Annotated in this window: 14 protein-coding genes and 1 pseudogene; 2 read left to right on the top strand and 13 right to left on the bottom strand. The window is 32.8% G+C overall.

The annotated features are described in order from the left end of the window. Window positions 1-481: 481 nt before the first annotated feature. Window positions 482-2,358: pseudogene (locus tag CLOPA_RS02030) on the top strand (APC family permease). A gap of 264 nt (window positions 2,359-2,622) precedes the next feature. On the opposite strand, the gene CLOPA_RS02025 reads toward CLOPA_RS02030, so the two are convergent. The 11 genes from CLOPA_RS02025 to dapF all read right to left on the bottom strand — a co-directional run bounded on the left by CLOPA_RS02025 (window position 2,623) and on the right by dapF (window position 14,212). Continuing rightward, window positions 2,623-3,498: a VIT1/CCC1 transporter family protein gene (locus tag CLOPA_RS02025; protein WP_015613809.1), complete on the bottom strand. Its 876-nt coding sequence runs from the start codon at window positions 3,496-3,498 to the stop codon at window positions 2,623-2,625. Between the two features lie 620 nt (window positions 3,499-4,118). Continuing rightward, complete coding sequence (locus tag CLOPA_RS02020) at window positions 4,119-5,627, bottom strand: IMP dehydrogenase (RefSeq protein ID WP_015613807.1); 1,509 nt, start codon at window positions 5,625-5,627, stop codon at window positions 4,119-4,121. Window positions 5,628-5,803: 176 nt separating this feature from the next. Next, entirely contained in the window at window positions 5,804-6,517 is a 714-nt protein-coding gene (gene yqeC / locus CLOPA_RS02015) for a selenium cofactor biosynthesis protein YqeC (protein WP_041711144.1), read from the bottom strand. A 20-nt stretch (window positions 6,518-6,537) separates the two neighbouring features. Continuing rightward, window positions 6,538-7,194 carry an HAD family hydrolase gene (locus CLOPA_RS02010; protein ID WP_015613805.1) on the bottom strand — a complete coding sequence of 219 codons (657 nt, stop codon included), beginning with the start codon at window positions 7,192-7,194 and terminating at the stop codon, window positions 6,538-6,540. Window positions 7,195-7,499: 305 nt separating this feature from the next. After that, window positions 7,500-9,773, bottom strand: coding sequence for a xanthine dehydrogenase family protein molybdopterin-binding subunit (locus CLOPA_RS02005; protein ID WP_015613803.1), 2,274 nt, complete (start codon window positions 9,771-9,773; stop codon window positions 7,500-7,502). Window positions 9,774-9,776: 3 nt separating this feature from the next. Next, window positions 9,777-10,226, bottom strand: coding sequence for a (2Fe-2S)-binding protein (locus tag CLOPA_RS02000; protein WP_015613802.1), 450 nt, complete (start codon window positions 10,224-10,226; stop codon window positions 9,777-9,779). Then, on the bottom strand, window positions 10,226-11,014 hold the full coding sequence (locus CLOPA_RS01995) for an FAD binding domain-containing protein (RefSeq protein ID WP_015613801.1): 789 nt from the start codon (window positions 11,012-11,014) through the stop codon (window positions 10,226-10,228). The genes CLOPA_RS02000 and CLOPA_RS01995 overlap by 1 nt, the downstream gene beginning before the upstream one ends. Window positions 11,015-11,145: 131 nt before the next feature. Continuing rightward, window positions 11,146-11,415, bottom strand: a complete 270-nt coding sequence (locus CLOPA_RS01990) for a DUF3343 domain-containing protein (RefSeq protein ID WP_015613800.1) — start codon at window positions 11,413-11,415, stop codon at window positions 11,146-11,148. Window positions 11,416-11,435: 20 nt separating this feature from the next. Continuing rightward, complete coding sequence (gene yedF / locus CLOPA_RS01985; protein WP_015613799.1) at window positions 11,436-12,071, bottom strand: sulfurtransferase-like selenium metabolism protein YedF; 636 nt, start codon at window positions 12,069-12,071, stop codon at window positions 11,436-11,438. A 35-nt stretch (window positions 12,072-12,106) separates the two neighbouring features. Further along, on the bottom strand, window positions 12,107-13,144 hold the full coding sequence (gene selD, locus CLOPA_RS01980) for a selenide, water dikinase SelD (RefSeq protein WP_015613798.1): 1,038 nt from the start codon (window positions 13,142-13,144) through the stop codon (window positions 12,107-12,109). Window positions 13,145-13,342: 198 nt separating this feature from the next. Then, a complete protein-coding gene (dapF, locus tag CLOPA_RS01975) occupies window positions 13,343-14,212 on the bottom strand; it encodes a diaminopimelate epimerase (protein WP_015613797.1) in 870 nt (289 codons plus the stop codon). A gap of 441 nt (window positions 14,213-14,653) precedes the next feature. Here dapF and CLOPA_RS01970 point away from each other — a divergent pair, with 441 nt between their 5' ends. Next, on the top strand, window positions 14,654-15,790 hold the full coding sequence (locus CLOPA_RS01970) for an aminotransferase class V-fold PLP-dependent enzyme (RefSeq protein ID WP_015613796.1): 1,137 nt from the start codon (window positions 14,654-14,656) through the stop codon (window positions 15,788-15,790). Window positions 15,791-15,954: 164 nt separating this feature from the next. On the opposite strand, the gene CLOPA_RS01965 is transcribed toward CLOPA_RS01970, so the two are convergent. Both CLOPA_RS01965 and xdh read right to left on the bottom strand, forming a co-directional pair. After that, window positions 15,955-16,335, bottom strand: coding sequence for a RidA family protein (locus tag CLOPA_RS01965; protein ID WP_015613795.1), 381 nt, complete (start codon window positions 16,333-16,335; stop codon window positions 15,955-15,957). Window positions 16,336-16,519: 184 nt separating this feature from the next. Next, window positions 16,520-19,093, bottom strand: a complete 2,574-nt coding sequence (xdh, locus tag CLOPA_RS01960) for a selenium-dependent xanthine dehydrogenase (RefSeq protein WP_015613794.1) — start codon at window positions 19,091-19,093, stop codon at window positions 16,520-16,522. Window positions 19,094-19,096: the final 3 nt, after the last annotated feature.

Raw genomic sequence — 19,096 nt, 5'->3', positions numbered from 1 at the left:
GATAATATATATAATTATACTATAGAATAACTTCAAATTTACAATCTAATTTTTTTATTGTTGTATGTACATATATGTAGTCAATTTGTTTTATTAATATAAATACCTTTTTAAAGGTATAAGTACTAATTTTAAGATAAAAATATGATTGTGCAAAACTCCATATCTATTTTACAATATATGGAGTTAAAATTGTTTATTTATATCTAAAATATACATGTTTATATAATTTTCATTATTTATTAATCAATGATAATTAGAGGCTTTGCGTACTTCTAAATTGAATTGTTAAGTAACCTGCTATTGATTATTCAGCAATTATTCTATAAAATACAATTAAATGTTTAATAACTCTAATTTTACCACAAATATTTATACAGTTACTTTTAAATTATATATAATGAGCTAATAATAAGATTTACCCATTTAATTTTATTAATTATTTTTATATGTAAAAAATTATTCATTGGAGGCAAAGACAATGTTAAATAGATTTCTTGACATATTAATTGGGAAACCCCTGGCAAACGAAAAACGTAGTGGTGAAAAGTATAATGTCCTTTTCGGCCTTGCAATAATGGCCAGTGATGCAATTTCATCTGTAGCCTATGCAGCAGAAGAAATTTTACTTGTATTAATAGCAGTTATAGGTTTAGCATCTTATCAATGGCTGGGATGGGTTTCCTTAATGATTATAGGATTACTTTTCATGCTTACAATTTCTTACATTCAGATTATAAAGGCTTATCCTCAAGGTGGAGGAGCCTACATTGTAGCAAAGGAAAATTTAGGCATTAAACCCGGTCTAGTTGCAGCAGCCTCTCTGCTAATTGATTACATATTAACAGTTGCTGTTAGTGCCAGTGCTGGAATGGCCGCAGTAGTATCTGCTTTTCCAAATCTTGCAGAGCATGAGGCTCTTCTTGTTGTTGTTCTTATTATAATATTGACTATATTAAATTTAAGAGGTGTCAGTGAATCCTCAAAGATATTAAGTATACCTACATATTTATTTATTTTAGTATGCTTTTCATGATTATTTATGGCTTAATAAGATATTCTCTGTATGGAGCTCCCACTCCCATGATAAATCCACCGATAAAAGTAGCTGGAGATATAAGTTTATACTTAATTTTAAGGGCATTTTCATCCGGTTGTTCAGCTTTAACCGGTCTTGAAGCAGTAAGTAATTCAGTTCCAAACTTTAAAGAACCAAGTCAGAAAAATGCCATAATTGTTATGCTTTTATTATCCAGTTTAATATTTTTTATATTCGGAGGTACTTCACTACTTGCAAGATTTTATCATGCATATCCTACAACACAAGGTAGTCCAACAGTAATAGCACAAATAGCCCATGGAGTTTTTGGAAATACCTTTATGTTTTATGTTGTACAAATCACCACTGCCATAGTACTTCTTATGGCCTGCAATACTGCATTTACTGGATTTCCGATGCTTATGTATGTAATTGGTAAAGATCGTTTTGCACCAAGACAATTCACGGTAAGAGGTAAGAGATTAAGCTTTTCTACAGGTATTGTAGCACTTTCTGTAATAGCATGTATACTCGTTATTGCCTTTAATGCAGAAACTCATAGATTGATTCCATTATACTCAGTAGGAGTTTTCTTTTCCTTTACATTAGCTCAAACTGGAATGGTTATGCACTGGAAAAATATAAAAGAATCTGGATGGGAAAAACGTGCATTCATCAATGGTTTAGGAGCTGTTATTTCTGCTATAACAGCATTAATACTTATATATGAGAAATTTGATCAAGGTGCATGGATAGTCATAATACTTATACCAATTCTTGTACTTATTATGATGTCTATAGAAAGGCATTACAGCAATGTAGCAAGACATTTGAGTACATCCCCTGAAGAATTATCTACTGCAGATATAGGTAAAAATTTTACTCATATTATGGTAGTTCCTGTTCAGAGTTTAAATAAAGCTTCACTAAATGCACTACAATATGCGAGAAGTATTACACCTAATGTAATAGCACTTAATGTATATACAAATAAAAGTGAATTAGAAAAATTGCAGAGTAAATGGAATGAACTTAATACAGATATACTTTTAGTTTCTAAATATTCTCCTTATAGAGCAATATTTACCCCTTTAGTAAGCTATATTGATATCATAGCAAGGGCTGCAGGTAAGGATGAAAAAATTACATTATTATTATCTCAATTTATGATTGATAAATGGTGGGGCAGTATACTTCATAACCATACAAGTTTTCTATTAAGAGAAACAATTCTTCATAATGAAAATATCGTAGTATCAACTTGTCCTTATCATTTTGATGACAAATATTCTAGAAGTTATAAAAATAAAACTAATTAGATCATATTGCAATACACATACTAGTAATGCTGTTAAGTTAAGGGGCTGTCTCACAATGCATAGATATGCATTGTGAGACAGCCCCTTAACTATTCTACTATTAAAAATGATTATTAAAATCTGATTTTTAATAATCAAATGAGGACGCTCTCAAATTTAATGAATATTTATTTCTTTTGATACAGCCCCTTTAATTATATAAAAATTTGTACATAATAGTCTTTTTATTTACTCATTTTTTATAGTTTAAATTCTGAAACTAGTTTATAGATTTATTTTCAATATGTTCTTAACTAAAAGCCCTACTACAAATGAAAATGCTGCGACCCCAAGACTTACCACTGCCATCTGCAAAAATCTTTTTTTAAAATTGAGTCCTTTAGCTACTGATATATAATAATTGAATATGAATATTATAATAACAGCAATAACAAGACTTATTATTAGTGCCTGTACATACATATCATTATTCATAAAAATGAATGGAAGTATTAATAAAATTACTGTACCTAAATAAGAAAGTCCTGTATACAAGCTGGCTTTTAAAGCATTTTTAGCGCCTTCCGTTTTTTCAGCTATATATTCACTGGCGCCCATGGAAAGAGTTGCCGCTATTCCTGTAATTAATCCTGCTAATGCTATTACTCTAGTGTTTGCCATAGATAAGGTAAATCCCGCTAAACTACCTGTTATCTCTACTAATGCATCATTTAATCCAAGTACTATAGCCCCTACATATTTAAGTCTTTCTTCATCCAGCATATCAAGCAATAAGAGTTCGTGTTTTTCCTCTTCCTCTGCTATTTTAGAGAGCTTTGGAAAATTAACTGCTAATTTTTCATAGCTATATCCTTTAACTACTTCATTCTCCCTACCCTCCATTTGCTTAACCGCAAAAGTAAATCCAAAAATCTTAGCTGTTAAATAGTAAAACCATACTCTTATTTTGTTTAGAGGAACATCTGTATTCGTATAGGATTTTATTAAATTATAATGCTGCTGCTCTTCTGCTGCAATTTTAAGCATTATCTTTTTATTACTTTCATCCTTTGTAATTTTTGAAACCTTAATGTAAATTTCATTTTCAGTTATCTCATTACACTGCATTGTAATTAATATATTTTTTAAATTTTCTTCCATGACTATACATCTCCATATATGTTCTGTATACAAACATCAGAAAGCACAGTAATTATCTTTAATCTCAATTTTTTATTTTTCATTTAGATACACTTCCTTTATACCCTATAAATTTTATTTAAATTCAGAGCTTACATATTCATACAAATTAATTATACTACTATAAATACAACCTTAGAAGCACTGTATACATAATCAAATAATATTTAAAAGAATCCACATATTTAAATAATACAAATAATATATTTACTAAAGATAATTTTATTATATTGGAGGCTTTTAATGGAGTATTTTGTTAATAACCGTCCTAAAATGCTTATTAATAGCGTTGTCGATATGTTTTTCTTTCAATTTCCAAGAAAGTTACGAACTAACTTGAGGGTTTCTGTTCACTAATCAGTGAAAGCTTTTGTGGCTGCAAAATCCCGAAAAACATAGAATTTTACAGCCACAAAAAGTTAAATCTTTCACCTTGACACCTCAGCGGAATCTTTCGCTTTTTCACCGCGTAAGCCAAGTGAAAAGCTTTCGTTAGTTAATGCTCAAAAATTAACATGTATTAGCTTACCTAGCCTGATAGTTACTTCGCCTTTTCTCGCCTTTGGTAAGCTAAATTATTTTTATTTTATAATATTGTTAGATGTATCCTTCAGCACAACATCATGTGCTCCACCTTCTACAATAGAAGTAGCTGATACTAAGGTTATTTTTGCATTCTTTTGAAGTTCTGGGATAGTCATAGCTCCACAGTTACACATGGTTGAACGAACCTTATTTAGTGTCAATGATACGTTATCCTTAAGGCTCCCAGCATATGGTACATAGGAATCAACCCCTTCTTCAAAGGATAACTTGCTGTCACCGCCCATATCATATCTTTGCCAGTTTCTAGCACGGTTAGAACCTTCTCCCCAGTATTCTTTCATATAGGTTCCATTAATACTCACTTTGTTAGTAGGGCTCTCATCAAAACGTGAAAAATATCTTCCAAGCATAATGAAGTCAGCTCCCATTGCAAGGGCAAGAGTTACGTGATAATCATATACAATTCCTCCATCAGAACATATTGGTACATATATTCCAGTTTTGTCAAAGTACTCATCTCGAGCTTTTGCAACTTCTATAAGGGCTGTTGCCTGTCCTCTACCAATACCCTTTTGCTCTCTGGTAATACATATAGAACCTCCGCCTACGCCTATCTTAACAAAATCAGCTCCTGCTTCTGCTAAGAACAGAAAGCCCTCTCTGTCAACTACATTTCCTGCTCCTACTTTAACTTTGTCTCCATAATTTTCACGAATATAGTCTAATGTTAACTTCTGCCATTCAGAAAAGCCCTCAGAAGAATCTATGCATAAAACATCAGCCCCTGCTTCCACTAAAGCTGGCACTCTTTCTTTATAATCACGAGTGTTAATTCCTGCTCCCACAATATATCTCTTAGAGCTGTCCAAAAGCTCTAGTTTATTTTCTTTATTTGAATCGTAATCCTTTCTAAATACCATATACACAAGATGCTGATCATCATCTACAATTGGTAAGGAGTTTAGCTTATAATCCCAAATGATATTGTTAGCTTCTTTTAAAGAAGTTCCTTTTTTTGTAGAAACCAGTTTTTCAAAAGGTGTCATAAAGTCAGAGATCTTGCAATCTGGACTCATTCTACTTACACGATAGTCTCTGCTAGTAACAATGCCCAAAAGTTTTCCAGTAGCTGTACCATCCTCCGTAACCGCCACTGTAGAATGTCCTGTTTTCTTCTTTAAATCCAAAACATCCTGCAATTTTTGATCTGGTCTAATATTTGAATCACTAATAACAAAACCTGCTTTATGATTTTTTACACGCGATACCATAGCAGCTTCGTTTTCAATAGACTGGGAACCATAGATAAAGGAGATTCCACCCTCTTTAGCAAGTGCAATTGCCATTTCATCATCTGAAACAGACTGCATAATTGCAGAAACCAAAGGAATATTCATCTCAATTGATGAGTTTTCTCCTTTTTTAAATTTTACCACTGGCGTTTTCAAACTAACATTTGCTGGTATACACTTTGAAGATGAATATCCAGGAACTAATAAATATTCACTAAAGGTATGTGATGGTTCATCAAAGTAAAAAGCCAATTTTATCAACTCCTTAAAATATAATATATTCAGTATTATCAATTATACATCATAAAGCACATATTGAAAATTTATTTAACAAACTTTTATATGCTATATATCAGCAAGCAATCTTTCACTAATATACCTTCAATTATACATGCTTAATGTTATATAGTTTTTTATAATATCTTTTTCTATAGTAATTTTTGAAAAACAATACTGCCAATATAGCCATTATTATTTTTACAAACATTTTCAACCAATTCTTTCGTTAAAACAATATCATTTTCACTTTCTACCTTATTTATAAATAAAATTTTTTCTCCTACAGCATCTTTAAATAAACCTTTGGGATGAAATATTAATTTCATAATATGAGCTATATTTATAATATCTCCTTTAGAAGAAGCTGTAATATTCATAAACTGCTCCAATCTATGAACATTATTTTCATTGACTTCTTTTCCTATATTTTCTATACTAAAGACTCCTATAGTTTTATTAGTTTTATGACTTATAACAGGCTCATTATCTTTCCAGCCCTTAATTGATTTTTTCTTAGAACCATCTGCCTCTATAAGTATATAATCAAAATAAGGCAGTTGTTTTTGCAAAAGTTCACAATCCAAACCAATTAATTTATTTTCATGGTGATCTATTTCTTTTCCATATACATAAATTCCATTATTATTCATATGATTATAATAATGGAATTCATCTTTATTATTAGCAATATAATTATATTGCTGTTCCTTTGGTACATATACTTTTGTAGTAGTGGTTACAAGAACCTTATTTTCTCTTCTTAATTCCTCTGCTAGAGAAAACATTAATGTAGTCTTTCCACCCGCCCCTACTATGGAAATAACATCACCCTTACTCAGCTTAAGTAGACTTTTTAGATTTATTTTATTATTATTTTTTTCGATCATTTAATAAGTTCAATAAGCTCTATAGGATTATCAATTATTTTCTTAGCGCCATTCTCCAGTAATTCATCGGCTTTTCTGAAACCCCAAGTAACTCCTACCGCATACATACCAGCGGCATTAGCCGTTTTCATATCAACTCCAGTATCGCCTAGATAAAGGTACTCTTCTACTGGTATTTTTGATAGTTTTGATATTTCTAAGGCTGCTGTTGGATCAGGTTTTTTAGGTACATTTTCTCTGGCACCAAAAACAATTTTAAAGCGTTTTAATCCAAAAAACTTATCTATTAAAACCCTAGTAAAATTATTAGGTTTATTTGAAAGCACAGACATCTCTATACCATTATTATCAAGACCTTCCATTAAATCATTTATTCCATTATAGGGTCTTGTTAATTTGTCCCATCTTCTGTCATATTCTCTCATAAATTCATCTAAACATGTCTTCACCATTTCTTCATTCTGTAAAATACTTTCTGGTACAGCTCTTCTAATTAATTTCTCCATGCCGTTACCAATAAAGTATTTATACTTTTCCACATCATGTACAGGAAATCCATGCTTTTCTAATATAGAATTCACTGAATCAGCCATATCATCAAGGGTATTAAGAAGTGTTCCATCAAGATCAAAAATAACTCCAGAATAACTCATATTGTTTCCTCCATCTAATTATTTGTTCTCACATACATAATCATATTAAACACTTATTATCTTCAATTTGCAAACCAATACCACAAATCATTGATAAGTTCTTTAACTCTCATATAAGAAATCCATATATAAGTACAGATATATTATAACATCTAAGAGTCTTATTGCGAAATTTAGTATTATCAAATACTTCTTTAGTTATTATTATAGTGCATAATTCCATAAGTATATAGTATACTAGCCCTAAAAATAATATGTCTAATATTACCATTATACTCCCAAGTATATTTTTTGTACCCTAAAATTTATCTATACATCTCCATAAAAATCTTCTCAGGAGTAATCGGAAGCTTGTTTATCCTAACACCAGTAGCATTATAAACTGCATTTACTATAGCTGGAGGCGGTGTATTTGCTACCACCTCTCCAATTGATTTTGCTCCAAAAGGTCCTGTAGGCTCATAACTTGGCTCAAAATATATTTTTATACTTTTTATATCCTTTCTGCTTGGAATTTTGTATTGCATAAAGGAATTGGTCTGAAGGTTACCTTTATAATCAAATTTAACATCTTCATACAGCGCCATTCCAATACCTTGGGCAATTCCGCCTTCCGCTTGAATTTTAGCTAATTTTGAATTAATTACAGTTCCACAATCAATCACTGCCGTATAATCTATCAGTTCTACCTTTCCGGTTTCAATATCAACTTCCACCTCTGCAAAACCAGCCACAAAAGGCGGTGGTGATATTTCGCTTCCATACGTACCGTTACCTACCAGCTGCAGCTTTCCTGTACCCAAAACTGCCTGCTCTGCAATTTTCCTTAAACTTATAGATTTGGACCCATCTTTTGTCATAATCCCCTCTCCGCTGAAATCCACCTCATTGGAATCCACTCCTATAAATTTCGCTCCACGTTCTATTATTTGCCTTTTCAGTTCCTCAGCTGCCCTTACCACGGCCATTCCTGTAACGTAAGTAGTGCTTGAGGCATAGGAGCCTGGATCATAAGGTGAAACATCTGTATCCGCCGCATTTACTATGAATTTTTCAATGGAAGTTTCTAAAACCTCAGCTGCCATTTGAGTAAGAATTGTATCGCTGCCAGTTCCCATATCCGTAGATCCTATAAGAAGAGTATAGTTTCCATCATCACTTAATCTAATCTCTGCAGAAGCTGTATCTATGTTAGCTATACCTGAGCCTTGCATGGTCACTGCCATGCCCATTCCCCTAACTTTATTCTTTGAGACCCTTCTCCTTGGATACTTTTCCTTCCAGCCTACTAGTTCCCTGCCTCTCTCTATGCATTTATGAAGTGTAGAGCTTCCTAAACCTTCAGGATGTATTAGAGAACTCTCTCCTTCTTTTATTAAATTCTTTAATCTTATTTCCGTACTATCCATATTAATTTCTTCTGCTAATTTATCTATGGCTGATTCAAGAGCAAAAGTTCCCTGAGTGGCACCATATCCTCTAAACGCACCAGAAGGTGTTTTATTAGTATATACTACATTGCCCATAAATCTTACAGCCTTAGTCTTATTATACAATGGAAGAGTTTTCTGACCAACAACTCCAAACACCGTAGAAGCATGTTCTCCATAAGCTCCTGTATCAGATAAACCATGAATATCAATAGCCCTTATAAAGCCTTCTTTGTCAGCTCCAAGCCTGACTCTTATTCTCATAGGATGTCTTGTGGTTGTACATTGAAAAGTCTCTTTTCTTTCATATACAATTTTAGCAGGTTTACCTGTTTTTATAGTTACAAGAGCTGAAAATATTTCTACTGCGGAAGTCTGTTTCCCACCAAATCCTCCTCCTATTCTTGGTTTAATTACTCTTATTTTGCTGGCTGGCATTTCCAGAGCTATTGACAACTGTCTTTTCACATGAAATGGAATCTGAGTAGAACTTACAACCACCAGCCTTCCCATATGATCAAGATAATTGAAGGCACGATAGGTCTCCATCATACAGTGGGCCTGAGCCTGAGTATAATAGGTTTCATCCACCACTACATCACATTTCTTAAGTTCTTCTTCTACGTCTCCAATTTCCACCTTTTGACTTGAAACAATATTCCTTCTTCTGTCCATTCCTATATCAAAATTACAATGGATATCCTCTTCAGGATGAACAACTATTTCAGAATCTGCTGCTTTTTCAAAATCCAAAACTGGCTGAAGTATTTTGTATTTAACCTTTATCAGCTTCATAGCTTTTATAGCAGTTTTCTCATCCATTGCTGCTATAATAGCCACCTCATCCCCAGAATATCTTACTATTTTATCTAGTATCAATCTATCATAAGGTGACGGTTCTGGATAAGATTGGCCAGCCAAGGTAAATCTTGTCTTTGGCACATCTTTATAGGTGAGAATACATTCAACACCTTCCATTGCCTCTGCTCTTGAAGTATCTATATTTTCTATCATTGCAAAAGCATGGGGACTTCTAAGTATTTTAACTACTAAAGCATTTGACATAGCTAAATCTTCTGTATAAACAGGTTTTCCTGTAGCAATAGACATTCCGTCTATTTTTGAAATACCTTTTCCCACGATTTTCATAATTTAAACTACCTCCAAATACTTTTTAATGGCTCTCATTTGCCCCATATATCCTGTGCATCTGCATAAATTACCTGTTAAATAGTGAATTATATCTGATTCCTTTGGATTATTCAATTCTTTTTTCATAGCAATTACAGTCATTATAAAACCAGGACTGCAAAATCCACATTGCTCTGCACCTTCATCTACTAGAATTTTAGCAAATTTATCAGCCTCTTCTGAGATTCCTTCTATAGTAATAATCTTTTTACCATTGGCCCTAGCACTTAAAAAAGAGCATGATAAAATCGGTTTCTCATCTACCCATACTGTACAAAGCCCACAGCAAGTAGTGTCACAGCCTTTTCTTATACTGTATATTCCATTTAATCTTAAAGTATCTGCAAGAAACTCATCTGGTTCTACTTGAAAATTTACTCTTTTGTTATTCAGCATAAATTCTATTTCCACTATAGCACCTCCATTATTGCTCTTTTTACTAATACTTTGCACATGGCTTTTCTATATTCTTCTGAACCTCTCATATTAGTGCCAAAGGCCAATTCCTTTGATGCCATATCAGCTGCTTTATCTATATCTTCCTCTGTTAAATTTTCTTTGTTCAATTCCTTTGATGCTTCTTTAGCTATAGCCGCTTTCCCAGGTCTTGCACCTACAACTATAACCCAATTATTCTTCAAGCTTGATACAGTAACATTTAATATAGGATAATCACTAACAGCATTTCTCAAATCTTTATATACTGCTTTTCTACTGTTCTTTTTTATAAATATTCTTGTTAAAATATCCTTTTCATAGGGCATATTTAGAAAATCCTCTAAATTAATTCTTCCACCATTATATAATTCAACCTCTGTGTCCAATGCCAACAGCGCTGTTATAACATCTGAAAAACCATATTTTGAAAATACTGTAGCGCCCACTGTAACAATATTTCTAAATTGAACTCCTATTATATTGCTTACCGCTTTTCCAAGAACTCGTCCAAAGTATTCCTTTAATAAATAATGAGTTTCAAATTCTCTTAGATTTGTCATGGCACCTATTTCTATGTAATGTTCCTGTTCCCTTATGTAATTTAAATCTAATTTTGATAAATCTATAGCTGTACCTATACTTTTAGAACCCATTCTGAGAAAAGCACATCCACTTAAAATACTATTGTTTTTTCTCTCTATTAAGGTCTTGTAGGCAGCAGCAAGGCTTTCTGGCTGAACTAGTTTTTGTATTGTGAACACTATTAAGATTCCTCCTATTTCAATTATTGCAATAAAACCTATATATGCTGCAATAAATTAGCTATTTTATTTAAATATCATCTACTATCTCCTATTAATCAAATGTACAATTTTAATTGCAGCTTGTATATTTACTCATGAATAGCCCTTATTTCCTTAATTAATCCTGTCTTTTTAATATAATAATAACCGGACACCTGTATTTTTTCCTTTAATAATATCTTTCTTGCTTTACGTAAATCATCCAAACTTATTTTTATGGAAAGTCCGCAACTGGAAGTTATTTCTGTAGGCACAGGTATAACCTTAACCTTTATACCCATTGAAAGCAGCTCTTTCTCTGCCCTAATTGTACTGTGGGTTGAATTAAAAGTAATTAAATTGAATATTTCTATATTCATAAATACTACCTATAATAAACCTAAGGTTTAATAATCTTATGAGCCGCGTTCATTTTTTCCACAATGCTATACATATTTGTTATTGCTCCCACAGCTAAAGACTCTTTTATGTCGTAATAATCAAGACAGGTTCCACAGGTTAATATTTCTACTCCCAGTTGCTCAAGCTTTTGTAGGTCCTCTATTACTGGGGATTCTTTTATGGTAAGCTTTGCCCCACCATTATAGAATATAATAGAAGCAGGTAATTCTTCTATTTCTGTTAAGGCATATATAAATCCCTTAATAAGTATTTTACCAAGTTCTTCATTGCCATTTCCCATGGCATTAGAAGAAATTACTACTATTGTATTATTGCTTTTAGGGTATTTTCTTATTTCGTTATCATTCTCTGTTTCATTCTGATTTTTTAAATTCTCAGAAATTTTTTCTGTACCTTCACCTTTTACAATTTTCACTTCGTAATGTTCTTTATTTATAGTTTCACTGCTATATTTATAACCAAGTTCTTTGGCCATTTTTTCTAAATTTTCCTTAGCTATTTCATTGTCCACTACAACTAAGACTGTTCCATTATCTTTAATGTTCTTAAGTTCCTTCTTTGCCTTTATAATTGGTATAGGACAAACTTCTCCCCTTGCATCTATCTTTATCATATGCACCTAACCTCCTTCTATTTTCTTATTTCACTTTAATTTGTCTGATTTCTAACTACTATATTTACATCTTCTCTAGTTACTACTTCCCCTACAATCTCTGATCTTAACTGAAGCTCATTTAAATCCTTTAATAATGCTTCTGCCTGCGAACTGTTTACGCTTATTAAAAGACCACCAGAGGTTTGTGGATCAAATAATATTTCCTCCATGGCAAATTCTATATTTTCAAGTTTTACTTTATCCTTTAAATGATTTCTATTTTTTTGTCCTGCTGCGGTTATAAAAAATTCCTTTGCATATCCATAAGCTTCTTCTATATAGGGAATCTTATTTGCAGCTACAGAAATAGTATACCCTTCAGTTACCATTTCATTTAAATGTCCTAAAAATCCAAAGCCAGTTACGTCTGTGCATGCACTTATATTATATTTTTTAGCTTTCTCTACAGCATATTTATTTAAAGTTTCCATAGATTTTATGGCTTTTTCATAGGCGGCTTTACTGGCTTCTCCAACCTTGTTTGCCGTAGTTATTATACCTATTCCAAGAGGTTTTGTAAGTATAATTTTATCTCCTATGTTACATTTATTATTTGGTAATACCTTTTTAGGGTTAATTATTCCCGTAACAGATAATCCATATTTAGGCTGATCGTCATTTATGGAATGTCCTCCACAGACTATTCCTCCTGCTTCCTGAACTTTCTCTGCTCCGCCCCTTAATATTTCTGCAAGTATTTCTCCTTGAAGCTTTTCTGGAAAACAAACGATATTAAGAGCTGTTTTCACTTCACCGCCCATAGCATAGATATCGCTAAGAGCATTAGCTGCAGCAATTTTTCCAAAGGTATAGGGATCTTCTACTATAGGTGTAAAAAAATCTAAAGTCTGTATTATGGCTATATCTTCCGTAAGTTTATAAACTGCTGCATCATCACAACTGTCAAAACCTATTATTAAATTTTCATCAAATCTATTGGGAATTTTTTTAAGTACCTTTTGTAAAAATCCTGGGCCCAATTTGGCGCTGCAGCCTCCTCCACAGGAAAATTCAGAATTATTTGCTCCCATACTACATCACCTGATTTCTAAAATATAATATTAGCTTAAATTTACTTAGTCATATTCAAAAAATAAATAGGCCAGTATGCTAGTATATTTTAAATTCTACTGCGTCAACAGAACCCTCTGATAGCCCACTATCATCAGAACCTGTTTCCTTGTTTAATTTAAAATATACTTCACATCTTTGATCTATTATTTATTTTCTTATGCCTTATTTAAATCTTCTATAAGTTCACTACTCAAAACTCCCTCTGCTATTTGTCTAACTTCACCAGTCATTTTTATATTCCAATTGTCATCTATTTCTATAAGTAATTCTCCACCAAGCATTTTTATTTTAATATTACTATCAACTAAATTTCTCTTTCTTAAAACACTTGCTACTGCGCAGGATGAACTTCCTGATGCTAAAGTAAAGCCGGCACCCCTTTCCCATATTAATATTTCTGCCTCACTTCTTGATATGACCTTTGCAAATTGCACATTAGTTCTATTGGGAAATTCACTGTGATTTTCTATAAGTGTGCCATATTTTTTTATTTCATCAATGCTTAATTCATCTTTTAAAACTACGCAGTGAGGATTCCCCATAGAGACACAATTTATTTCATACTCTTTATCTTCAACTTTTAATTTTTCTCCTATTACTTCATCAGTAGAAAAATTTGTAGGAATTTCTTTTGAATTAAAATTTGCTCTTCCCATATCCACTGAAATTAATTTTGCTTTTTTATTTGAAGTTTCAATAATCTTTGCCTTAACTAATCCTCCCTTGGTTTCAACAGAAAATTCCTCACTGTTGGCAAAACCATAGTCATAAATATATTTACAAAATATTCTTAGACCATTTCCACTTTTTTCTGCTTCCGATCCGTCTGGATTAAAAATTTTAAGTCCAAAATCTGCTTTTGTAGATTTAACCTTTAATAAGATTCCATCTGAACCTATTCCAAAGTTTACATTACATATCCTTTTAATTGCCTTTTCTGTTAATTTAAAATTTATATTTTCCTCATCCAAAACAATATATTCATTTCCCAATCCATGAGTTTTTACAAAACTATTTATGCTCATTTTTATCTCCTCCATAATTCTTAATTTTAACTTGGCTAATATAACATTATAGAACATTTAACTAATTTTTTAGACACTAAGCATTGAAATAATTATATCTATCAAAATTCCATTTTAAACTTAAATTCATCATTAATCCAGTAAAACATCGATAAAAATTACTCCCATAATTAATTATATATGTTGCAATAAATTGCGTTCATAATAAAGTATTATTTCATTTGAGTAACTGACTACTATCTAAATGTTATTTATTATTGAATGAACATTTTTAATTTCAACCTGTATACTATCAATTCATCTAAACTTGATTGGAGTACAAACTCCCATCAAGTTTAGATGAATTATCCAGCGACTAGTCATCGGATAAAATTAAGGTATCATCCATTTATGCAATGATTTTAAAAGCATGATATAATAATTGCAAAGGAGGACTAACTAATGATTTACTTTGATAATGCAGCTACAAGTTTTCCAAAACCACCACAAGTTGCAAAAGCAGTGTTTAATGCTATAAATACCCTTGGGAATCCATCAAGGGGCAGCTACAAACTATCTCTAGATGCTTCAAGAAAAGTTTATACTGCAAGAGAAAAAATTGCAAAATTATTCAACCTAGATAACCCATTAAATGTTGCCTTTACTTCAAATGCCACGGAAAGCTTAAATATTGCCATAAAAGGTTCCTTTAAGGCAAATGATCACATAATAACTACAGCAATGGAACACAATTCTGTACTAAGACCTATTTACGAAATTAGAAAAAATGGTGTTCAGATTTCTATTATAAAGTGTGATAAAAAAGGCTTATTAGATTACTATGAATTAGAAAATGGAATAAAGGAAAACACTAAAGCCATAATCTGTACTCACGCTTCGAATTTAACAGGCAACCTAATAGATATTAAAAAATTAGGCAAAATATGCAAAGATCACAATCTGTTATTCATATTAGATGCTTCTCAAACTGCTGGTGTTTTCCCAATTGATATGAAAGCTGACTACATTGATATACTCTGCTTTACAGGGCATAAATCTCTTTATGGTCCCCAGGGAACTGGTGGAATTTGCATAAATGATACCGTAAATATAGTTCCCTTAAAAACAGGTGGAAGTGGCAGCTTTTCCTTTTCACAGCAGCATCCAAACACCATGCCTGATGCCTTAGAAGCAGGAACCATTAACGTTCATGGTATTGCCGGACTTTTAGCAGGCATTGAATTCATTGAAGATACCGGTATAGATAAAATAAGAGATCATGAACTAAAGCTTATGTGGCAATTTTATAATGGAATTAAAGATATCCCGAGGATTAAAATCTACGGTGATTTTTCTACCACACTAAGATCTCCTATTGTTTCTCTTAACATAGATTCTTATGACTCTAAAGACATAAGCCAAGAATTAGCAGATACCTACGATATAGCCACCAGAGCTGGTGCTCACTGTGCTCCTTTAATGCACAAAGCTTTAGGTACAGAAAATCAAGGTGCTGTCAGGTTCAGCTTTTCATATTTTAATACTTCAGAAGAAGTAGATATTGCTATTAGTGCCCTAAAAAAATTATCAGATTCATAAAAATTTTACTGTAATGAATCCTTTTTTTTATTTATAAAATTCCATTATATCTCTCATAAATCGTTTTTATGTTCATAAAACCTCTATTTAATAAGTTTCTACTTAAGCAAATAACTTGCTGATCTTAAATCAACAAGTTATCCTTAAAAGTTTTATTTCACAAATTACACTTCAGCAATAGCTTCAACTTCTAATTTTGCATCCAAAGGTAATTTACCTACCTGAAAGCAAGATCTAGCTGGATAATTAGATGTAAAATAAGTAGCATAAACTTCATTTACTGCTGCAAAATCATTTATATCCTTTAAATAAACTACTGTCTTTACTACTTTGTCTAAAGAAGAACCGGCTTCTTCTAAAATAGCTTTTAAGTTTTCAAAAACTTGAGTTGCTGCTTTCTTTATATCCTCATCTACAAGTTTTCCTGTTGCTGGATCCAGTGGTATCTGACCTGAAGTAAAAACAAGATTACCCACCTTATTAGCTTGTGAATAAGGTCCGATTGCTCCTGGAGCATTTTTAGTTGCGATTATTTCTTTACTCATTTTCTATTCCTCCATGTAATTTTATTTATATCTTAATAAGCAGCCTTAAAGCTTATATTCCTATAAATAAAGCTAAAAGGGCATATTCTTAGATAATCTAATTTGTAATTTACTATTTTCATAATAATAAATTGATTTTTGTATTTAGGCATAGATTTTAATCTACACAATAATTTACCTTCAATTATTTCTTGCTCTTACGGTAAGCTGTATCTTCTAACGGCAATTTTGTTCTGAAAATGCCATCTAATTTATAGTAGGCTCCCTGAACTGCCGGTGCTGTGGGCACCACCACTATTTCCCCTACACCTTTTGCTCCATATGCCAGCTGCGCTTTATTCTTCTCTACTATTACAGTATCTATTTCAGGAACACTAGTAGCTCTAAAAAGGCCTAACGTTCCAAATTTAGCAGTAGGTATGGAATTTTTTAGCGGATAGTCCTCTGTAAGTGCGTAGCCAAGCCCCATTACAACTCCACCTTCAATCTGACCTTCTACCGTTGTGGGATTAATTGCTCTGCCTACGTCATGTGCCGCTATAAATTTCTTTATTAAGCCCTTTTCATCAAGTACCACCATTTGAGCAGCATAGCCATAGGCAACATGACTTACAGGGTTGGGTTTATCGGACCCCATAGGATCTGTAGCAAAGGAATACTCACCATAGAAATCTTCCCCCTCTAATTCCTCAAGAGTCTTAGTGGCTAGAGTTTTTTTCAGCTTTTCCGATACCACTCTAACTGCTTCTCCTGTAAATACAGTTTGTCTTGAAGCTGTAGTAGTACCTGCATTAGGAGTTATAAGAGTATCTGGCTGATCTAATACTGTGAGCTTTGGATCTATTCCTGTAGTTTCGCAGAAAATCTGAGTGACAATAGTTCCAAGCCCCTGACCTATACATGCAGCACTGGTTCTAATATGTACCTTACCATTAATTATAGTAAGCTTGCATCTTCCTATATCTGGGATTCCAACACCTACGCCGCTATTTTTAAGTGCACAGGCTATACCTACATATTCATCCTTTTTAGCCTCATGAAATAAATACTCATCCTTTAATGCCATAAGGGTTTCCTTTAGCGCGGTACTGGCATCTGCAATCTGTCCATTAGGTAGTTCCTGTCCCTCTTCAATAGCATTAATATACCTAATTTCCCAAGGAGATATGCCCACCATTTCAGCTAATTTATTTAAATTACATTCTGTGGCAAATGCTGACTGAGTGACGCCAAAACCCCTAAAGGCTCCCCCTGGAGGATTATTTGTATACACAGACTTACCCACTATATCTATATTTTGATAATTATAGGGTCCTGCGGCATGAGTACAAGCTCTTTGAAGTACAGGTCCACCTAAAGATGCATAAGCTCCTGAATCTGATATCAATGTAGCCTTCATTCCTGTAAGTATACCATTTTCATCACAGGCTGTAGTAAATTCCATTTCCATGGCATGTCTTTTAGGATGAATAGCTATACTTTCCTTACGTGACAGTATGACTTTAACAGGTTTTTTGGTTTTATAGGCAAGCAATGCCGCATGATGCTGAACGCTCATATCCTCTTTTCCACCAAATCCACCGCCTACATATGCACTTTTTACTCTTACCTTATCTTCCGGAAGTCCTAAAAGTGCTGTTATTTCATGTTTTTCATCATATACACTTTGACCACCAGTATAAAGCAGCACACCGTCACCTTCAGGCATGCCTATAGCACACTCTGGTTCTAAAAATGCATGCTCAGTAAAGGGAGTGGAATACTTATATGTTACCACATATTTTGAATTTTTAATAGCTTCCTGGGCATTTCCTCGCTTTAAAACCTCTTTTACCAATATGTTTCCTTTAGGATGGATCTTAGGAGCACCTTCCTTTAAGCCTTCCTCTGGACTTGTAATTGGTTCCAATTCTTCATATTCAACTTCAATAAGTGCTAAGGCTTCTTTTAGAATTTTCTTTGATACTGCTGCAACTAATGCAATAGCATCTCCAATATATCTAGTTTCCTCCCCTACTGCAATAAGAGCTGGCCAATCCTTAACTATATGTCCCAGATATCTTTCTCCAGGAATATCCTCTGCAGTGAGTACTGCTTCTACTCCTGGGTAACTTAATGCCTTTGCTACATTTATACTTTTAATTAGAGCTCTAGGATATTTTGTTCTAAGAGCTGATCCATAAATCATTCCAGGGAGTTTAATGTCATCTACATATTTAGCAGTTCCCAAAGTTTTTCTAATAGCATCTACTCTATGAAATCTTTCCCCAACTTTTCCATCTTCATCTTCTATAGGAAGTGATATATTTTCTCTTAAAAATTCTGCTGCCATAAGTATTGCCTTTTCTATTTTTACATATCCAGTGCATCTGCATATATTACCTCTAATAGCTGCTTTAACATCTTCAGTAGTGGGATTATTATTTTTATCTATTAAGGCCTTTGCACTTATTACCATACCAGGTATACAAAATCCGCATTGCACTGCACCTGCCTCAGCAAAGGAATAGGCAAATACATCCTTTTCTCTTTGAGACAATCCTTCTACCATTAGTACTTCTTTACCTTGAACCTTTGATACTGATAATATGCACGCTCTCATAGGTCTATTATCCACAAGCACCATACAAGCTCCACAGGCACCTTCCGAGCAGCCATTTTTAACAGAAGTTAAATCTTCCTGCTCTCTTAAATATTCTAATAAATTTATGTCCTCATTAACTTTGACCTCTATATTATTGAGTATAAATGTATACATATA

This window comes from Clostridium pasteurianum BC1, from assembly GCF_000389635.1.
GTDB lineage: Bacteria > Bacillota > Clostridia > Clostridiales > Clostridiaceae > Clostridium_I > Clostridium_I pasteurianum_A.
The sequence above is the reverse complement of the archived record's forward strand: the minus strand, read 5'-3'. Positions and strand labels throughout refer to the sequence as shown.

What these genes read in the sequence shown, in the direction of transcription:
- CLOPA_RS02025 (WP_015613809.1), bottom strand. Translation starts at nt 3,498, where the DNA reads ATGGAAGAAAATTTAAAAAATATATTAATTACAATGCAGTGTAATGAG.
- CLOPA_RS02010 (WP_015613805.1), bottom strand. Translation starts at nt 7,194, where the DNA reads ATGAGTTATTCTGGAGTTATTTTTGATCTTGATGGAACACTTCTTAAT.
- CLOPA_RS02005 (WP_015613803.1), bottom strand. Translation starts at nt 9,773, where the DNA reads ATGAAAATCGTGGGAAAAGGTATTTCAAAAATAGACGGAATGTCTATT.
- CLOPA_RS01990 (WP_015613800.1), bottom strand. Translation starts at nt 11,415, where the DNA reads ATGAATATAGAAATATTCAATTTAATTACTTTTAATTCAACCCACAGT.
- yedF (WP_015613799.1), bottom strand. Translation starts at nt 12,071, where the DNA reads ATGATAAAGATAGATGCAAGGGGAGAAGTTTGTCCTATACCAATTATA.
- selD (WP_015613798.1), bottom strand. Translation starts at nt 13,144, where the DNA reads ATGGGAGCAAATAATTCTGAATTTTCCTGTGGAGGAGGCTGCAGCGCC.
- dapF (WP_015613797.1), bottom strand. Translation starts at nt 14,212, where the DNA reads ATGAGCATAAATAGTTTTGTAAAAACTCATGGATTGGGAAATGAATAT.
- CLOPA_RS01970 (WP_015613796.1), top strand. Translation starts at nt 14,654, where the DNA reads ATGATTTACTTTGATAATGCAGCTACAAGTTTTCCAAAACCACCACAA.
- CLOPA_RS01965 (WP_015613795.1), bottom strand. Translation starts at nt 16,335, where the DNA reads ATGAGTAAAGAAATAATCGCAACTAAAAATGCTCCAGGAGCAATCGGA.
- xdh (WP_015613794.1), bottom strand. Translation starts at nt 19,093, where the DNA reads ATGTATACATTTATACTCAATAATATAGAGGTCAAAGTTAATGAGGAC.